This window comes from Caballeronia sp. NK8 (genome assembly GCF_018408855.1).
Lineage (GTDB): Bacteria > Pseudomonadota > Gammaproteobacteria > Burkholderiales > Burkholderiaceae > Caballeronia.
The window spans coordinates 2,194,015-2,211,416 of record NZ_AP024322.1 but is presented as its reverse complement, the minus strand read 5'-3'; the positions used below and the strand labels follow the sequence as shown (position 1 = coordinate 2,211,416).

The 17,402-nt window shown below is 64.8% G+C and carries 14 protein-coding genes; 6 read left to right on the top strand and 8 right to left on the bottom strand.

Going from position 1 to position 17,402, the window contains the following annotated elements; genetic code table 11:
- Positions 1 to 148: 148 nt before the first annotated feature.
- Positions 149 to 1,906: a cation:proton antiporter gene (locus NK8_RS10585; RefSeq protein WP_213226288.1), complete on the top strand. Its 1,758-nt coding sequence runs from the start codon at positions 149 to 151 to the stop codon at positions 1,904 to 1,906.
- Positions 1,907 to 2,033: 127 nt separating this feature from the next.
- Positions 2,034 to 3,461, top strand: a complete 1,428-nt coding sequence (locus tag NK8_RS10580) for a gamma-glutamyl-gamma-aminobutyrate hydrolase family protein (protein ID WP_213226287.1) — start codon at positions 2,034 to 2,036, stop codon at positions 3,459 to 3,461.
- 78 nt (positions 3,462 to 3,539) lie between these two features.
- Here NK8_RS10580 and NK8_RS10575 read toward each other — a convergent pair whose 3' ends face one another.
- The 3 genes from NK8_RS10575 to NK8_RS10565 all read right to left on the bottom strand — a co-directional run bounded on the left by NK8_RS10575 (position 3,540) and on the right by NK8_RS10565 (position 6,164).
- Positions 3,540 to 4,256 (bottom strand): DUF2968 domain-containing protein, encoded by a 717-nt coding sequence (locus NK8_RS10575; RefSeq protein ID WP_213226286.1) that lies wholly within the window; start codon positions 4,254 to 4,256, stop codon positions 3,540 to 3,542.
- Positions 4,257 to 4,308: 52 nt separating this feature from the next.
- Positions 4,309 to 5,403, bottom strand: a complete 1,095-nt coding sequence (locus NK8_RS10570; RefSeq protein WP_213226285.1) for a hypothetical protein — start codon at positions 5,401 to 5,403, stop codon at positions 4,309 to 4,311.
- 209 nt (positions 5,404 to 5,612) lie between these two features.
- Complete coding sequence (locus NK8_RS10565; RefSeq protein WP_225936159.1) at positions 5,613 to 6,164, bottom strand: GNAT family N-acetyltransferase; 552 nt, start codon at positions 6,162 to 6,164, stop codon at positions 5,613 to 5,615.
- A 118-nt stretch (positions 6,165 to 6,282) separates the two neighbouring features.
- On the opposite strand from NK8_RS10565, the gene NK8_RS10560 reads away from it, so the two are divergent.
- Positions 6,283 to 7,578, top strand: coding sequence for an MFS transporter (locus NK8_RS10560; protein WP_162066138.1), 1,296 nt, complete (start codon positions 6,283 to 6,285; stop codon positions 7,576 to 7,578).
- A gap of 57 nt (positions 7,579 to 7,635) precedes the next feature.
- Here NK8_RS10560 and NK8_RS10555 read toward each other — a convergent pair whose 3' ends face one another.
- The 3 genes from NK8_RS10555 to NK8_RS10545 all read right to left on the bottom strand — a co-directional run bounded on the left by NK8_RS10555 (position 7,636) and on the right by NK8_RS10545 (position 10,861).
- Complete coding sequence (locus NK8_RS10555) at positions 7,636 to 8,232, bottom strand: mobile mystery protein B (protein ID WP_213226284.1); 597 nt, start codon at positions 8,230 to 8,232, stop codon at positions 7,636 to 7,638.
- On the bottom strand, positions 8,223 to 8,684 hold the full coding sequence (locus NK8_RS10550; protein WP_213226283.1) for a mobile mystery protein A: 462 nt from the start codon (positions 8,682 to 8,684) through the stop codon (positions 8,223 to 8,225). The genes NK8_RS10555 and NK8_RS10550 overlap by 10 nt, the downstream gene beginning before the upstream one ends.
- Before the next feature lie 317 nt (positions 8,685 to 9,001).
- Positions 9,002 to 10,861 carry a tetratricopeptide repeat protein gene (locus NK8_RS10545; RefSeq protein WP_213226282.1) on the bottom strand — a complete coding sequence of 620 codons (1,860 nt, stop codon included), beginning with the start codon at positions 10,859 to 10,861 and terminating at the stop codon, positions 9,002 to 9,004.
- Positions 10,862 to 10,998: 137 nt separating this feature from the next.
- Here NK8_RS10545 and NK8_RS10540 point away from each other — a divergent pair, with 137 nt between their 5' ends.
- The 3 genes from NK8_RS10540 to NK8_RS10530 all read left to right on the top strand — a co-directional run bounded on the left by NK8_RS10540 (position 10,999) and on the right by NK8_RS10530 (position 14,196).
- Positions 10,999 to 11,343: a helix-turn-helix transcriptional regulator gene (locus NK8_RS10540; RefSeq protein WP_213226281.1), complete on the top strand. Its 345-nt coding sequence runs from the start codon at positions 10,999 to 11,001 to the stop codon at positions 11,341 to 11,343.
- Between the two features lie 36 nt (positions 11,344 to 11,379).
- Positions 11,380 to 12,363: a cation diffusion facilitator family transporter gene (locus NK8_RS10535; RefSeq protein WP_213226280.1), complete on the top strand. Its 984-nt coding sequence runs from the start codon at positions 11,380 to 11,382 to the stop codon at positions 12,361 to 12,363.
- 69 nt (positions 12,364 to 12,432) lie between these two features.
- Positions 12,433 to 14,196, top strand: a complete 1,764-nt coding sequence (locus tag NK8_RS10530) for an FAD-dependent monooxygenase (protein WP_213226279.1) — start codon at positions 12,433 to 12,435, stop codon at positions 14,194 to 14,196.
- Between the two features lie 34 nt (positions 14,197 to 14,230).
- Here the strand turns inward: NK8_RS10530 and NK8_RS10525 are convergent, their stop codons facing one another.
- Together NK8_RS10525 and fdhF are read right to left on the bottom strand one after the other, a co-directional pair.
- Positions 14,231 to 14,476: a formate dehydrogenase subunit delta gene (locus NK8_RS10525; protein ID WP_213226278.1), complete on the bottom strand. Its 246-nt coding sequence runs from the start codon at positions 14,474 to 14,476 to the stop codon at positions 14,231 to 14,233.
- A gap of 3 nt (positions 14,477 to 14,479) precedes the next feature.
- Complete coding sequence (fdhF, locus tag NK8_RS10520) at positions 14,480 to 17,395, bottom strand: formate dehydrogenase subunit alpha (RefSeq protein ID WP_162066133.1); 2,916 nt, start codon at positions 17,393 to 17,395, stop codon at positions 14,480 to 14,482.
- Positions 17,396 to 17,402: the final 7 nt, after the last annotated feature.

Below are 17,402 nucleotides of genomic sequence, written 5' to 3'. Positions count from 1 at the left end.
TCCCCGCCTTTCCCGCCCGCGCATGCACCAGCGCGAGGCGCGTCATCGTCCCCGATTTTTTTCGCCCGTATTTGTTGCCTGAGCGCAGGAATGCGCCATCCGTGCGGTAACATCGAATTCCGGTTATATCTTTGTAAGGAACTGTTTGATGCATCACGCGATCGGCTTCATCCAGGATCTGGCAGTGATCATGGCCATCGCGGGTCTCGTGACGGTGCTGTTTCATCGCCTGCGGCAGCCGGTCGTGCTCGGCTATATCGCGGCAGGAGTGATCATCGGGCCGTACACGCCGCCGTTCAATCTGATCCACGACGAAGCGACGATCCAGACGCTCGGCGAATTGGGCGTCGTTTTCCTGATGTTCTCGCTCGGGCTCGAATTCAGCCTGCGCAAGCTCTTCAAGGTCGGCGCAACGGCGTTCGTCGCGGCGCTCTCGGAAATCGTGCTGATGATCTGGGTCGGCTACGAGATCGGGCGCTGGTTCGGCTGGAACGCGATGGACTCGCTCTTTCTCGGCGCGATGCTCGCGATCTCGTCGACGACGATCATCGTGAAGGCGCTCTCCGAACTCGGCATGAAGGGCGAGCATTTCGCGCAGATCGTGTTCGGCATTCTGATCGTCGAGGACATTCTCGCGATCGCCATGCTCGTGCTGCTGTCCGGCATCGCGCAGACGGGCTCGGTGAGCGCGGGCGTCGCGGTCGTCACGCTCGGCAAGCTGCTGCTCTTCATGACGGTGTCGCTGGTGATTGGCATTCTCACCGTGCCGCGCGCGCTCAACTATGTCGCGCGCGCGAAGAGCGACGAGATGCTGCTCGTCACGGTGCTGGGCTTTTGCTTCGGCTTCTGCCTGCTCGTCGTGAAGCTCGACTATTCGATCGCGCTCGGCGCGTTCCTGATCGGCGCGATCATGGCGGAGTCGAAGCATCTCGCGCGCATCGAGCATCTGATCGCGCCGGTGCGCGACATGTTCTCGGCGATCTTCTTCGTCACCATCGGGCTGTTGCTGAATCCGGCGGTGCTGGTCGACTATGCGTGGCCGATCGCCGTCATCACGATCGCGGTCGTGCTCGGCAAGATCGTGTCGTGCGGGCTCGGCACCTTTCTCGCGGGCAAGGACGGGCGCACGTCGATGCGCGTCGGCATGAGCGTCTCGCAGATCGGCGAGTTCTCGTTCATCATCGCGTCGCTGGGTTTGTCGCTGAAGGTCACGAGCAGCTTTCTGTATCCGATCGCGGTGGCCGTCTCCGCGCTCACGACGCTCTTCACGCCGTATCTGATCCGCGCCGCCGATCCGCTCACGGCGCGCCTCGCGCGCGCGATGCCCGCGCCGCTCGTGCATACCTTCGGGCTGTATTCGCAATGGCTCGCGAGCCTGACGCCCGCGTCCGGCGGCCCGACGCTGTTCTCGATGACGCGGCGCATCGTTCTGCAGATCGCGGTGAATCTCGCGCTCGTGGCGGCGATTTTCCTCGGCGCATCGTATGCCGCGCCGTTCGCGTCGGGCTATCTCGCGCGCTGGCTCGACACCGACAACGCGCGACGCGTCGTGCTGTGGGGCGCGGCGCTCGTCGTCGCGTTGCCGTTTCTGGTCGCGGTCTATCGCAAGCTCGACTCGCTCGCGCTGCTGCTCGCCGAAGTGAGCGTGCAGCCCGCGAAAGCGGGGCGCTTCACGAGCGCGATCCGCTCGGCGATTTCCGGGCTGATTCCGATCGTCGCGATGTTCGGCGTCTTTCTGCTGGTCGCGGCGCTGTCGGGCGGCATTCTGCCGCCGTTCGGCCTGATGGTCGGCGTGCTGCTCTGCGCGGCGCTGCTGCTGACGGTGCTATGGCGCTGGTGCGTGAAAATCCACGCGACGATGCAGATCGCGTTGCGCGAAACCTTCGAGGAGCCGCGCGACCATTGAATGGAATCGTGCGACGGGTTCCCGCGATAATGTGACCAAATGTGTGGTGGTTTGCCCCCGCGCGGGTCGGAGGCGGATAATCGGGGTTGGTCCATTCTCCTATGGCGCTCGCGCGCCTGAATCCGGAATGAGCGATAACAAAACGTCCAACGACGCAAGCAACACCGACGCACGCCGAAGCGGCGCCGATTCCCAGGCGGCAAACGGACCATCGGGCGCGAATCCCACCGCGCCGCCCGAAGCTGCGGCGGCGGCCTCGGCGCCCGGCCCCAAGGCGAGCGCGACCGAACGGGCATCGACGGACGCGCCTTCGAGCGCATCGAACGTGGAGCCGGTCGACACCGCGCAGGCGCGTCGCGACGACGCCCAGCAGGCGGCCCGCGAAGCGCGCGCATCGGCGGCGAGTGCGACCGCCGCGCAGGAAGCCTCGGTGCGCGACAAGCAGCGCGCATCGGCCAACACCAAAGCGAGCCTCGCCGAAAATCTCGAAGCCGCGACCGAAGCGGAAGCCGCGAGCACGGCCAATTCGCAATCCGCCGCGACCGATTCTCCGACTGGCCGCACCGTTCCGCCGCCCGCCGTCGGCATGCCGCCGGCCTTTTCCGACGCGCCGGATTTCGGCAAGCTCAATCCGCCGGTCGCGCCGCCGCCCGAACAGGCGGCCGCGCCGGCCCAGCCCGCGTATCTCAAGCAGTCCGACTCGGCGTGGTCGGTGTTCGGGCGCATCGTCGCGGCGCGCGCGCGTCAGATCTTCGATCGCGCGGGGCAGCGCATCACGCAGCGCACCTTGCGCATCGGCGTGTCGGCGCGCATCTTTCACCCCGAACCGGGCGCGAAAGGGCTGCGCGGCAAGACGCTGCAATATCTGGAGGAATCGATCGCGCACTGGGTCATGTCGCGCGATGTGCTCGTCTTCATGATTCCGACGGTCGGTCATCAGGGCATGCTGCATCCGAGCAATATCCGTCTGCGCGACTACGCGAAGCATCTCGACGGCCTTCTGCTGCAAGGCGGCGCCGACGTTTCTCCGCAGTCCTACGAGGAAAGAACGACGCGTCCCGAATGGCCGGGCGACCGCGTGCGCGATATGTACGAGCTGGAGCTGCTCCACGAGTTCGTCGAGTCGGGCAAGCCCGTGCTCGGCGTGTGCCGCGGCTGTCAGCTCATCAACGTGGCGTTCGGCGGCACGCTCTACGGCGACATCGCCACCGATGTGCCGACCGCCGGCATCCACGTCAACGAGAAATACGACCAGCATCGCCACTCGATCCGCTTCCCCGATGGCTCCACGCTCGTCAACATGTTCCCGAACCAGCGCGAGGCGATCGTCAATTCGATCCACCATCAGGCGGTGAAGACGCTCGGGCGCGATCTGAACATCGAGGCGGTGTCGGCGTCGGACGGGATCATCGAGGCGGTGCGGTACCGGAAGTCGCCGTTCGTGGTCGGCGTGCAGTGGCACCCGGAGTTTCATCGCGCGGGCGGCGCGGAGCTGCTCGACTGCACGCCGCTGCTCGACACGTTCCTGCGCGTCGCGCGCGAGACGCGGTTCTAGTTTCTCGGTAGGCCGCAAAAGCAGAAGGCCCGCTCGATTCGAGCGGGCCTTCTTGTTTGTCAGGCGTGTGCGGATGACTCAGCGCGAGGTCACCGGCGCGAGTCCGGCTTCCGTCTGCTTCTGAAGCTGTTCGACCTGCAACTGCAGCGCGCGCAGCTTGCGTTCGGCCTCGAGCTTGTCCGTCTGCAATACGGCCGACTCCGCCTGAAGCTGCTGCTGACGCTGCGTCACTTGCGAATCCTGCTGCTGCGCGAGCGCGAGGTCGGCGGTAAGGCGGTTCGCCCGATCCGCCGATTTCGCGATCACGCGTTCGAGCAGCGCCTTCTGCGCCTGCAATTGCGTGCGGCTGATTTCGCCATCGGCGAGATCGAAGCTCTTGCGCGCGAACTGCGCGTAGATCGATTCGGCGCGGGCCGCGTCCTGCGTCTTCACGACGCGCCACCAGCGTTCGTCCTGCGAGAGCGCGACGTAGTACAGCATCTCCGATGCGAGGAAGAAGAGCTTCGCGCCGTAGCTGCCGTTGCGCGTCGCCCGCAATTCCGTGAGGCTTCCCGCCTGCACGAGATTCTGCAATTCGGCGATATTGCCTTCGACGCGCGGTGCGTTGGAATCGGCGTTCAGGTCGGACAGATCCTCGGGCGCGGCCTGCGCCAGCGCTGCTGCGGGCTGAGGCGCCGTCGCGGCCGCTTTGGCCGCTGGCGGAGCCGCGAACGTGCTCGTGAAAGGCGTGAGCACGCCGCACAGGGACAAGGCGAGCGTGAGCGTCGCGTGATGGAGATAACGGAATTGCTTCATGTTGGCGTCATGGCCGGAAGGGTTGATCGGCTGGCGGTGCGTCGTGCGCTGCTCAACGCGCGCCGTTCGCAGCAGCGCGGCCGGACGGGCCCGCGTTGCTGTCGAGCGTCGGTGAATGCTGGAGCATCGAGTAGAGCGTCGTCGGGTCCAGCGACGCAACGGTCTTCGATGTCTGGCGTGCCTGTGGCTTGCCCGATGCCACGCGCGCATGCCGCGTGGCATCGTGCTTCGCGACGCGCTCGGCCGGCGCGTGAGCACGAGTTGGCGCAGCAGAGTTCGCTCGCGGCGCCAGCACGGCTCTGACGCGGCCGTTGTGCGTGCGCTCAGCGGATGCGGTCGCGGTTGCCGATGCGGCGACCACGCGCCGCTGCGACTGTGCCGACTGCCTCGGCGCTGTCGCGATGGGCGCGGCGTCGAGTGATGTCGTCGCGGCGGTGACGGCCGGGGAGGTCGACACATCGGATATCGGTTCGATGCTGGCCACCTGATCCGACTGATTCGACGCCGTTGCTATGGGCGTGGCTGCGGGCGGTGTCGCGTAGGGTTCCGTGCTCGCGGCGATGGGGGCCATGTCGAAGGTCGGCTGGTTCGGAATGGAGGCGGTCGTGACCGCCACTGGCGCCGATGCGGACGCTACGGCATCCGGCTGGGCGCGCACCTTGGCCTGTTCGGCGGGCGCAGAGCGCGTGTTGCCCGTCGAACCGGGTTCGAGCCCGAACAGCAGCCATACGATGAGCACGCCGCCCGCAGCGGCGATGGCGGCGGCGACCGGCTTGCTGAAGCCGTGCCTGCGGGCGATCGCCGGAGCGCCGACCGCCAGATGAATCGGGTCTGCGCGCGTGTCGTCGGCGGGGCTGCGAGCCTGCGGGTCCTGAATCAGATTCAGCATCGCGCGCGGAATCTCCTCCTTCGCGAACACTGCCCACAGGCTCGCCGCCCGATAGGGCGAATGCACGTCGGACAGGCTGAGCGCGGGCACATAGGCGGTTTCGAAGCGCGCCGCGAACAGCGCATATTCGGTCGGCGATTGAACAGGACGCGTGCGCGCAGGCGACCAATCCAGACCGAAGTTCAAGGACGGGTCCGTCAGCGCGCGCAGCGTCGGCAGACGCAGATTGCCTTCAACTACGATCAACGGTTCGGTCATGAAGATTCCACGTGATGCGCCCGGGCGCGGACAATGAAACAACCTGCCCGGACCTTCGTGGCCGCAGAAGACAGCACCGCGGGTCGGCGCGAGGATGGTCGGAAATTCGACCCGCGATCATACGAAACGGTTACGCGCGCGACGACCAGAAGATTCCTATTGTCTATTTTTGACAGGAATGCTTATTGACCGATCTGGTGTTCTTGTGCTTATTCCTGGTCGAGCGGAAACACGTAGCGCAGTGAAAAGAGATCGATGCCCGCCATATGGTCCGCTTCGCGCGCGGCCCGTTTCCAGCCGCGCGACTCGTAGAAGCCGATCGCCGCCGCGTTCTGCTCGAGCACGTAGAGATGCAACTGCCGCGCACCGCGCGCGCGGGCCCAGCGCGCCGCTTCGTCGAGCATCACGGTGCCCGTGCCGAGACCGCGACGCCCGGGCAGCGCATGAAGGTTGTCGACGAGCACGCTCCCCGTCTCGTCCGGTTCCACGACACAGATGAAGCCGACGGTATCGCCCTCATGCTCCGCGATGAACACGCTGGCCGCGCCGGCCTCGACTTCCTTGATGCGCGCCTCCCAGTGACCCGCGCGTTCGGCCTGCAGATCGCGATCGAGGTAGCTGTCCGGCAGGATGCCGCGATACGCCGATGCCCAACTGCGCGTGTGCATCGACGCAATGAGCGCCGTATCGGCCGATGTCGCCGCGCGCAGCGAAATTTTCGCGTCCAGTTTCTGTTCGGATGTTAGCTTAAAGTTAGGCATATGTAACCGTATTTTAATGTTGATTTAGGCAAAATTAAACGAAGTTGTGTGCAGGCGCGAGCGGGGAGGCGTTAAAATCGAGCGCATCGCGAGTGCGTTCATCGATTCCGGGAAAGTCATGTCCACGACCCACGTCACACCAGCCAACGAATCCAAGTTCAAGTCGGTCTTTCGCGTCGTCAGCGGAAACTTCCTTGAAATGTACGACTTCATGGTCTACGGCTACTATGCCTCGGCGATTGCCAAGACCTACTTTCCAAGCGGCAACGAATTCGCCTCGCTGATGCTCGCGCTGTCCGTCTTCGGCGCGGGCTTTCTGATGCGGCCGGTCGGCGCCATCGTGCTCGGCGCGTACATCGACCATCATGGCCGGCGCAAGGGCCTGATCCTCACGCTCGGGCTGATGGCGGTCGGCACCGCGTGCGTCGCGCTCGTGCCGGGCTATGCGACCATCGGTGCGCTGGCGCCGATCATCGTGCTGGGCGGGCGGCTGCTGCAAGGCTTCTCGGCGGGCGTCGAACTGGGCGGGGTGTCGGTGTATCTGTCCGAGATCGCGACCAAGGGCAACAAGGGTTTCTATTGTTCGTGGCAGTCCGGCAGCCAACAGGTCGCCGTCGTGTTCGCGGCGCTGATCGGCGTGATCATGAACCGCCTGCTGCCGCCCGAGCAGATGACGGCGTGGGGCTGGCGCGTGCCGTTCCTGATCGGCTGTCTCATCGTGCCGTTTCTCTTCATCATCCGCCGGTCGCTGCGCGAAACCGACGAGTTTCTCGCGAGGAAGCATCGTCCGGGCATGGGCGAGATCGCGCGCTCCATCGCGCAGAACTGGGCCATCGTGCTTGCCGGCATGGGCATGGTCATCATGACGACGGTGTCGTTCTACATGATCACCGCGTACACGCCGACCTTCGGCAAGGAAGTCCTGAAGCTCTCCGCCGTCGATGCGCTCGTCGTGACGGTATGCGTCGGCATCTCGAATCTGGTCTGGCTGCCGCTGATGGGTGCGTTGTCGGATCGCGTCGGGCGGCGTCCGGTGCTGCTCGTGTTTACGATTCTCACCATTCTGACGTCGTATCCGGTGGTGCAATGGCTGGTTGCGGACCCGTCGTTCCTGCGTCTCTTGATGTGCGAACTGTGGCTGTCGTTCCTGTACGGCAGCTATAACGGCGCGATGGTGGTCGCGCTGACGGAGGTCATGCCGGTCGAAACGCGCACGACCGGTTTCTCGATGGCCTACAGCCTCGCGACGACGATCGGCGGTTTCACGCCGGCGATCTCCACATATCTGATTCACGCGACCGGCAACAAGGCCGCGCCCGGTCTGTGGATGGGCCTCGCGGCGATCTGCGGCCTGATCGCGACGCTCGTGCTGTATCGCTCGCCCGAGGCGCGCAATCAGTACAAGACCGCCTGACGGAAGCGGTGCCGTGATTATTGCGAGCCTCTCCGGAGGCTCGTGTTCTTGCGATGGCTAAGCGGTACTTCGCACGAAGATTAACAGCAAACCGTAGTCACCCTTGTCCGCCGCGCGCAAGGCGGTCAGGTAATTCGATCGGGCGTTGTCTGCTTTGACCAATGTCCCGCCGCCGCCCCACGAAAACGGCTCTATTTTCATGCTGCGCAAGAGCGCATCAGCCATCATCCGTGAGTGTCGACCGTTGCCGTTTGCAAAGGGATGAATCCATACCAGGTCGCGGTGGAATCGTGCGGCAATCTCATCGGGCGGGAATGTGCCGTTGTCGACCCACCACCGCGTGTTTTCGAAAAGGTTTCTCAGTTTTACGCTGACCTGTGTCCAGTCACATCCGATGTTCTTGTCGGACTTGCGGAACGCACCGGCCCACGACCAGGTCTGGTCGAACATTTTCCTGTGAAGGTTGCGACAGAACGCTTCACTGAGGACATCGACCTTGCGTTGCCGGCGAGTCCATTGCACGGCTTGAAGGATGTTTTCCTGCTCCCAGTCATTCAGGTCGCCCTTGGTGACCAGGTGCGTCGGTATCAGCCCTGCAAGCTCGTCAGGGTCGAGTGGGGTCTGGCCGTCCTGTTCGTCCAGATCTATCGCCATAGGTCGGACCAACGGCCCCGAAGTAGTTCGGCCGTTCTCTGCTCAACCTGTTTGCGAAGTCGGTCGGTCGCCGGACGTTGGTCTTCCAGACTCATGGTGTGCGCAACGCTACTCACTTCCTGCAGGGCAATTGAGCGCGCCCGGTCTTCGACCACTTGAGTCAGTGGCTTTCTGGGCACCAGAGCATAGACGAGTTCGCAGTCCAGTCCTTCAGCCAACTTGCGCAGTTGTCCGAGCGTGATTCGCTCCTCGGCTTCCGCCGACTCCGACTTGTGCAGGGTGGAACCGGTAATGCCCAATCTCTCGGCTTGTTGTCGCTCGGTGAGCCCTAACGACTCCCGGATGGCCTTCAGCCATCCACGTGGCGGAGGCCGACGGTTGGTCAAATCCGAGAACGCTGCGGCTGACGCCTGGACCTGCTCAAGCCGAAGCTGTCTCAATCTGGAATCCATTTTGCTGCCTTATAGGCTATCGGAAATAGCCTCAATGCTAGCCCATGATGAAGCGAATATCAAATTTGTGCTTCGTTTCAGTGAAGCAGATGGATGTGTTCTGCTTCAACATAGGCCATCATATTTCACCAAATTGCTTCTCGATATGGAAGCTTATTTGTCCGATTTGCTGCGGTATGAACCTGCGGCTTAGGAGAATAGTCTGGTTCAAACGTCGATTTCCCGGTCCGCTTCTGCAAATATCTCCGGCAACAAAAAACCCGCAATCCCATTTGGGACGCGGGTCTCGACAGACTAGCCAAAAAGCGAGGGATTTTTTACGCCGGAACCGCAGCCAGCGCCGCCGCCGTTTCCTCGATCACTTCCCGCCATTGCCCCGGCGCGCGCTGCCGCACGAGGCGTGCATCCGGATACCACGCGCTGTCGTTCGACCCGACGCCCCAGCGCCAGTCGGCGGCGAACGGCAGCATCACCCAGACCGGCTTGCCGAGCGCGCCCGCGAGGTGCGCGACGGACGTATCCACCGACACCACGGCGTCGAGACGATCGACGATCGCGCCGGTATCCGCGAAGTTTTCGAGGCGTCCTTCCAGCAGATGGATCGATTTCGTGTTCGGATGCGCGCGTAACACGTCGCGCTCGCGTCCGGTGAGGAACTGCTGGAGCACGATCCAGTCGATGCCGCCGAGCGCGAAGAGCGGGGCGAGTTCGGAAACCGGCACCGAACGCGTCTCGCCCGGCTGCATCCGTCCCGACCACGTGATGCCGATCTTGCGCCGCTCCTGGCCGCCGATCGACCCGCGCCACTTGCGCCGGTAATCGGCGGGCACGACGAGATAGGGCGCGCGCGCCGGAATCGACTCGGGCGAAGTCATGCCGAGCGCCAGCGGCAGGCTGAGCAGCGGGCAAAACGCGTCGGCGGCCACCGCCGTGCCATCCGATTTGCTTTTCAGCTCGACGCGTGCGGCATGCGCGGCGGGCGCGAGCAGCGGCACGAGCGCGGGTTGCACTTCCAGCACCAGCTTGCCGACGAGCTTCGCCGCGAACGGCACGAAGCGCGCGAACTGCAAGGTATCGCCAAAACCCTGCTCGGCGCGTACGAGCAGCGTGCGGCCCGGCATCGCTTCGCCGTGCCAGCGCGGGAAGGACGGCGCGGGTTCGCTGCCGGGCGTCTGCAGACGCCACTCGTAGCCGGCGAGACCGCGCGCGTAATCGCCGGTCGCGAGCAGCGCGAGGGCGCGGTTCAGATGCGCGGCGGGCATCGAAGGATCGATGCGCAACGCCATCTCGAACGCGCGCAGCGCCGCGCGATGCGCCCCGAGCGCCAGATGCGTGTTGCCGAGACACAGCCACGCGACGCCGTATTTCGGATCGAGTCCGACCGCACGCTCGAAGTGGAGCACGGCCTGATCGTGACGGCCGAGCTTCGCGAGCGCGTGACCGAGCCCGAAATAGCCCGGCGCGAAGTGCGGCTGCAACGCGACCGCCTTTTGCAGCACGGGCAGCGCGTCATCGGGATGGCCGTTCGCGTCGAGCAGATTGCCGAGATTGAAATGCGCGGCGACGTAATTCGGCTCGACGTCCAGCGCCGCGCGAAAGTGCGCGATGGCGCCGAGCGTGTCGCCGAGCGCGTTGAGCGCCATGCCTAGATTGTTGTGCGCGCCGGCATGGCGCGGGCGCAGCGCGAGCGCGCGCTTGAACGCGTGCGCGGCGTCCTTGAAGCGGCGCAGCCCGGAGAGCGCATTGCCGAAGTTGTTCCACGCGGCGGGATCGTTGGGCTGCAGACGCAACGCCTTTTCGAACGCATCGGCGGCGTCTTCGTGGCGGCCGGCCGCCGTGTAGGCGTTGCCGAGGTTGTACTGCGCGAGCGGGAAACCCGGCGCGAGCGTGAGCGCGTTGCGAAACCGTTCGATCGCGTCGTCGAGGCGGCCAAGCGCCTTCAACGCGTTGCCGAGATTGAGCTGCAGACCGGCATCGCTCGGACGCAGGTCGACGGCGCGACGCACGAGTTCCGCCGCCTCCGCGTGCTGGCCTTGCTGATGGCGCAGCACGCCGAGGTAGTGAAGGGCGTCGACGTGTTCGGGTTCGGCGGCGAGCGCGGCCTGATAGTCGCGCTCCGCGTCGGTCAGGCGGCCGTCACGATGGGCCGCGAAACCGCGGGCGAATACGGTGTCCATGACGGGGAAACTTCTGGCCGGGAAAAAGCAAACCCCGCATTTTCCCACACCCGCGCCGCCGCTCCGGAAAGCGCGATTGACATGTTGCGGCGATGGCACTTAACATCTGAACAGCTATTCATACGTTGTCGATATCCGTGTCCGCCGATTCGCCTCCCGCCGCCAGCCCGATCACCTCCGATGACCGCGTCGTGCCGCTCGCCGACCTGTTCCGCCTGCTAGGCGACCCGACGCGCTTGCGCATCGTCCTCGCGTGCGTCGAGCAGAGGCGCGCGGTCGGGGCGATCGCGGAGTTGCTCGGGCTGTCGGCGTCGCTCGTGAGCCATCACTTGCGTCTGCTGCGCGCGGCGCGGATCGTGCGGGCCGAACGCCAGGGCAAACAGGTCTTCTACGTGGCCGCCGACCGCCACATCAGCGCGATGCTGGGGGAGTTGCTGGAGCACATCGCGGAGCCGCAAGGCGACGCGACGGATATCGAATGATCGCCACCGAATCACGCGCACCCCGATGAGCACGCCATGAGCACGCATCGACACGAAGCACACGAAAAACACGAACATCACGACGGGCACGCGCACGGCCACGAGCACGGTCACGGCCATCATCACCATCACGCGCCGCAGGCGGGGCAGGGCCGCACGTTCGCGCTCGCGGTCGCCCTGAACGTGGTGATCGTGGTCGTGCAGGCGATCTACGGCTTCCTCGCGCATTCGACCGCGCTGCTCGCCGACGCCGGCCACAATCTCTCCGACGTGCTCGGCCTGCTGCTCGCGTGGGCCGCCGTGTGGCTCGGCAAGCGTCAGCCGAGCGCGCGCTATACGTTCGGTCTCGGCAGTTCGTCGATTCTCGCGTCGCTCGCCAATGCCGCGCTGCTGCTGTTCGCATGCGGCGCGATCGTCCTCGAAGCGATCCAGCGGCTCATCAATCCGGCGCCGGTCGCGGGGCTGGACGTGTTCATCGTCGCGACGCTCGGCATGGTCGTGAACGGTTTTTCCGCGTGGCTCTTCATGCGCGGCAGCAAGGACGACCTCAACGTGCGCGGCGCGTTCCTGCACATGGCCGCCGATGCCGCGATCTCCGCGGCCGTCGCGGTGAGCGGTCTCATCATCCTGTTCACGGGCGCGAGCTGGCTCGATCCGTTGATGAGCCTGATCGTCGTGTCGGTGATCGTCTACGGCACCTGGGGACTCGGGCGCGACGCGATGCGCCTCGCGATGGCCGCGGTGCCGCCTTCCGTCGACTTGTCGCGTATCGAGCGGTATCTGCAGCAGCTTCCCGGCGTACGCGACGTGCACGACCTGCACGTCTGGGCGCTTTCGACGACCGAAAACGCGCTCACCGTGCATCTCGTGATGCCGCAAGGCCATCCCGGCGATGCGTTCGTGCAGGACGTCGTGAAGACGCTGCGCGGCGAGTATTCGATGCATCACGCGACCGTGCAGGTGGAGTTCGGCGAATCGTGTCAGGCGTGCGTGCTCAACGAGCGCGGGCACGCCCACTGAGGTTCCGGCGTGCCGAAAGCGGGAGGCGCGGGCGTACACTAGGCATCGTGACGTTTCAGGGAGGACCGCATGTTTGCGCCAAAGCTGAATCCGAACGACAAGCTGGACGTGGCGCCCGTTCTGATCGTCGGCGCCGGTCCGACGGGCCTCGCCGCCGCGATGAGCCTCGCGCGTGCGCACATTCCGGTCAGGCTCGTCGACCGTGCGCGCGAGCCGTCGCCGCATTCACGCGCGATCGGCATTCAGGCCCGCACGCTGGAGCTTTTCGAGCAGCATCGCGTCGTCAAACCGTTTCTCGAACTCGGCCATCGCGCGCGCGTCGCGAATCTCTATTCCAATGGCCAGCGCCTCGCGCGCCTCGACTTCGATCCCCTGCAGACGCGTTATCCGTATCTGCTCTTTCTCGAACAATCGCAGACCGAACGCCTGCTCGCCGAGCATCTCGCGGGTCATCGCGTCATGGTGGAGCGTGGTGTCGAAGTGGTCGATTTCTCGCAAGGTTCAGCGGGCTTGCAGGCGACGCTGCGTCATCCGAACGGACGCGATGAACTGTTGCGGCCTTCTTATCTGATCGCCGCCGACGGCGCGCACAGCTTCGTGCGGCATCGGCTCGGCATCGGCTTCGATGGCAAGACCTTCGATCAAACCTATCTGCTCGCGGATCTGCAAGCGGACTCCGACTGGCCCGACGACGAGTTCCATATCTTCGCTTCCGGCGAAGGGCTCGCCGCGCTCTTTCCGATGGGCGGCGACCGCGCCCGCCTGATCGCCGATCTGCCCGCGCCGCTTGCGAGCGCGGTGAATGCAGTGAACGCAGTGAACGCGGCCAACGCGGCGGACGGGAAGACTGGCCCGACGCTCGACGAATGCCGTGCGCTGGTCGATCGGCGCGTGCATCACAAGGTCGCGCTGTCGAACCTGACGTGGTCGTCTTACTTTCATTTGAACAGCCGCATGGTCGACAGGCTGCGCGTGGAACGCGTGTTCCTCGCGGGAGATTCGGCGCACGTGCATAGTCCGGCCGGCGCGCAGGGCATGAACACCGGCATTCAGGAAGCGTTCAACCTCGGCTGGAAGATCGCGCGCATGCTCGCGGGCGGCGCGCCCGAGCGGCTGCTCGACAGCTACCACACGGAGCGGCATCCGATCGAGCGCGACGTGCTGCGTCAGTCCAGCATGCTCACGCAGATGGCCGGCGCCGAGCACGGCCCGATGAAACTGATGCGCGAGCACGTGATGCCCGCGCTCGCCGCGATCGGCCCGTTGCGCGACGCGATGCGGCGCACGGTGAGCGAGCTGTCGATCAACTATCGCAAGAGCCCGCTCACGCTGGAGCGTCTGCTCGATGGCGGCCCGCGCGCGGGCGAGCGTGCGCCCGATGCACGTGTGCATGTCGTGGACGGACCGCTCGGACGCGTGCCGGGCGTCGGTTGTCTCTACGATCTGCACGACCCCGGCTGCTTTTCGCTCTTTCTGCTCGTGAATCCCTCCGGCGAGGACGATATCGCGCTCGCGCCCGCGACCATCACCGTGGCGCACGCGATGCGCGATCCGGATCTCGATGGCTTCGTGAAAGCTCTCGATAACATCATGCCGAACGCGGTGCGCGTCTGGCGCATCACCGATACGCACGGCGAAGGCGCGAATTCGCTGACGGACAACTACGGCCGCACGCGGCCCGCGTTCTATCTCGTGCGTCCGGATGGATACATCGCCGCGCGCGGGCGCGCGCCATCGGACGTGCATGGCCTGCTGCGCCATTGCGAAACGTGGTTCGGCGCGCAGGACACGAGTGCGGAACGCAAAGCGGAACGCGAGTATCGCGAAGATTGAAAAAAAGCCCTGCGGTGCAGGGCTTTGAGCGGGTTCAGGCGGTAGCTGTCTTCGGCATCAAATCCGCCTTGTGCAGCTTGAGCGCCTCCAGCACGATCGGCTCCATCGCGGCGCTCGCTTGCGGGTCGTCGAGCGCGCCGAGAATCGCGAGCCGCATGCGCGGCTCCCAGAAGCGCCGGATATGCTCCGCGATGCTGTCGACGGCTTCGGCACGGTCCGGCATCGAATCGAAGAATTCGCCGATGCGGTTCGCCATCTCGATCAGGTTATCGACATCCATTTGTTATTTCCCTGAAGTGGCCATGTTCATCAGCTCGAGCTGCTGCGTATTGAAGCGCGAGTACTCCTTCTGCCATTGCGACGGCTGTTCCACCGGCATCACCTGCACTGCCGTCACCTTGTACTCCGGGCAGTTGGTCGCCCAGTCGGAGGAGTCCGTCGTGATGACGTTCGCGCCCGATTCCGGGAAGTGGAACGTCGTATAGACGACGCCAGGCTGCATGCGCTCCGAGATCTTCGCGCGCAACACAGTCTGCCCCGCGCGCGACTCGATGCCGACCCAGTCGTCTTCCCTGATGCCGCGATCCTCCGCGTCCACCGGATGGATCTCCAGACGGTCCTCGTCGTGCCATTGCGAGTTCTCGGTACGCCGCGTCTGCGCGCCGACGTTGTATTGCGACAGGATGCGCCCGGTCGTGAGCAGCAGCGGAAACTTGCGCGTGACCTTCTCCGGCGTCGCGATGAACTTCGTGATGACGAAGCGTCCCTTGCCGCGCACGAATTCGTCGATATGCATCGTCGGCGTGCCGTCCGGCGCCTTCTCGTTGCACGGCCACTGGATGCTGCCGAGTTCATCGAGGCGTTCATACGAGACGCCGTGGAACGTCGGCGTGAGACGCGCGATCTCGTCCATGATCTCGGACGGGTTCGCGTAGTTCATCTCGTAGCCGAGCGCACGCGAGAGCTTGATCGTCACTTCCCAGTCGGAGTAGCCGGGGAGCGGCGGCATCACCTTGCGCACGCGCGAGATGCGGCGCTCGGCGTTGGTGAAGGTGCCGTCCTTTTCGAGGAAGGTCGAGCCGGGCAGCAGAACGTGCGCGTACTTCGCCGTTTCGTTCAGGAAAATGTCCTGCACGACGATGCATTCCATCGACGACAGCGCATCCGCGACGTGCTGCGTGTTCGGGTCCGACTGGACGATGTCCTCGCCTTGGCAATAGAGGCCCATGAAGGTGCCGTGCATCGCGGCATCGAACATGTTCGGGATGCGCAGGCCCGGCTCCGGCTGAAGCTTCACGTCCCACGCTTCCTCAAAGAGCGCGCGCGTGGCCGCATCGCTGATATGCCGATAACCCGGCAACTCGTGCGGGAACGAGCCCATGTCGCACGAACCTTGCACGTTGTTCTGCCCGCGCAGCGGATTCACGCCGACGCCTTCGCGGCCGATGTTGCCCGTCGCCATCGCGAGATTCGCGATGCCCATGACGGTGGTCGAGCCTTGCGCGTGCTCGGTCACGCCGAGGCCGTAGTAGATCGCGCCATTGCCCCCGAGCGCGTAGATGCGCGCGGCTTCGCGGACCTGTTGCGCGGGCACGCCGGTGATGGCTTCCATCGCTTCGGGCGAGTTCTCTTCCTTCGCGACGAAATCACGCCACTGGCCGAAGGCACGCTCTTCGCAGCGTTCGGCGATGAAGTCTTCCTTCAGCAAGCCTTCCGTGACGATCACATGCGCGAGCGAGTTGACCATCGCGACGTTCGTGCCGGGCCGCAGTTGCAGGTGATACTGCGCCTTCACGTGCGGCGTATCGACGATATCGATGCGGCGCGGATCGATCACGATCAGCTTCGCGCCTTCGCGAATGCGGCGCTTGAGGCGCGAGCCGAACACGGGGTGGCCGTCGGTCGGATTCGCGCCCATCACGATGATCACATCCGATTGCTCGACCGACGCGAACGTCTGCGTGCCCGCCGATTCGCCGAGCGTCGTCTTCAGGCCGTAGCCCGTCGGCGAGTGGCACACGCGCGCGCAGGTATCGACGTTGTTGTTGCCGAACGCGGCGCGCACGAGCTTCTGCACCAGATACGTCTCTTCGTTCGTGCAGCGCGACGACGTGATGCCGCCGATCGAGTCGCGCCCGTACTTGTCCTGGATGCGGCGGAATTCGCTCGCCGCATAGTTGAGCGCTTCTTCCCACGACACTTCGCGCCACGGATCGGTGATCTTCGCGCGGATCATCGGCTTCTTGATGCGGTCCTTGTGCGTCGCGTAGCCCCACGCGAAGCGGCCCTTCACGCACGCGTGACCTTCGTTCGCCTGGCCGTTCTTGTTCGGCGTCATGCGTACGACGGTATTGCCCTTCATCTCCGCCTTGAGCGAGCAGCCGACGCCGCAATACGCGCACGTCGTGATCGCCGAATGCTCGGCCTGACCGAGCATGATGACGGTCTTTTCCTGCAGCGTCGCGGTCGGGCATGCGGCGACGCACGCGCCGCACGACACACATTCCGATTCCATGAACGGCACGTTCTCGCTCGCCGCGACGCGCGATTCGAAACCACGTCCCGCGATGGTCAACGCGAACGTGCCTTGCGTCTCTTCGCACGCGCGCACGCATCGATTGCAGACGATGCACTTCGACGGATCGTAGGTGAAATACGGATTCGACTCGTCCTTCTTGTCCTTCAGATGGTTCGCGCCTTCATAGCCATAACGCACTTCGCGCAAGCCGACGACGCCCGCCATGTCCTGCAGTTCGCAATCGCCGTTGGCGGGGCAGGTGAGACAGTCGAGCGGGTGATCGGAGATATAAAGCTCCATCACGTTCTTGCGAAGCGATTGCAGCTTGTCGCTTTGCGTGCGGACCTTCATGCCCGCTTCGACGGGCGTCGTGCACGACGCGGGATAGCCGCGCTTGCCTTCGATCTCGACGAGACACAGACGGCACGAACCCCACGGTTCGAGCGAGTCGGTGGCGCAGAGCTTGGGCACGTTGACGCCCGCTTCGATCGACGCGCGCATCACCGACGTGCCCGCGGGCACGGTGACGGACTGACCGTCGATTTCGAGCGTCACGTCGATATCGGCGTGACGCAACGGCGTGCCGTAATCGGTATCGTCGAACGGATCGCGGCGCTGCACCGATGCCGCGCTCTTGCACGCGCAATTGCCGGAGCCGCAGCCGTTGTTGGTATTGGACATTGTTGTC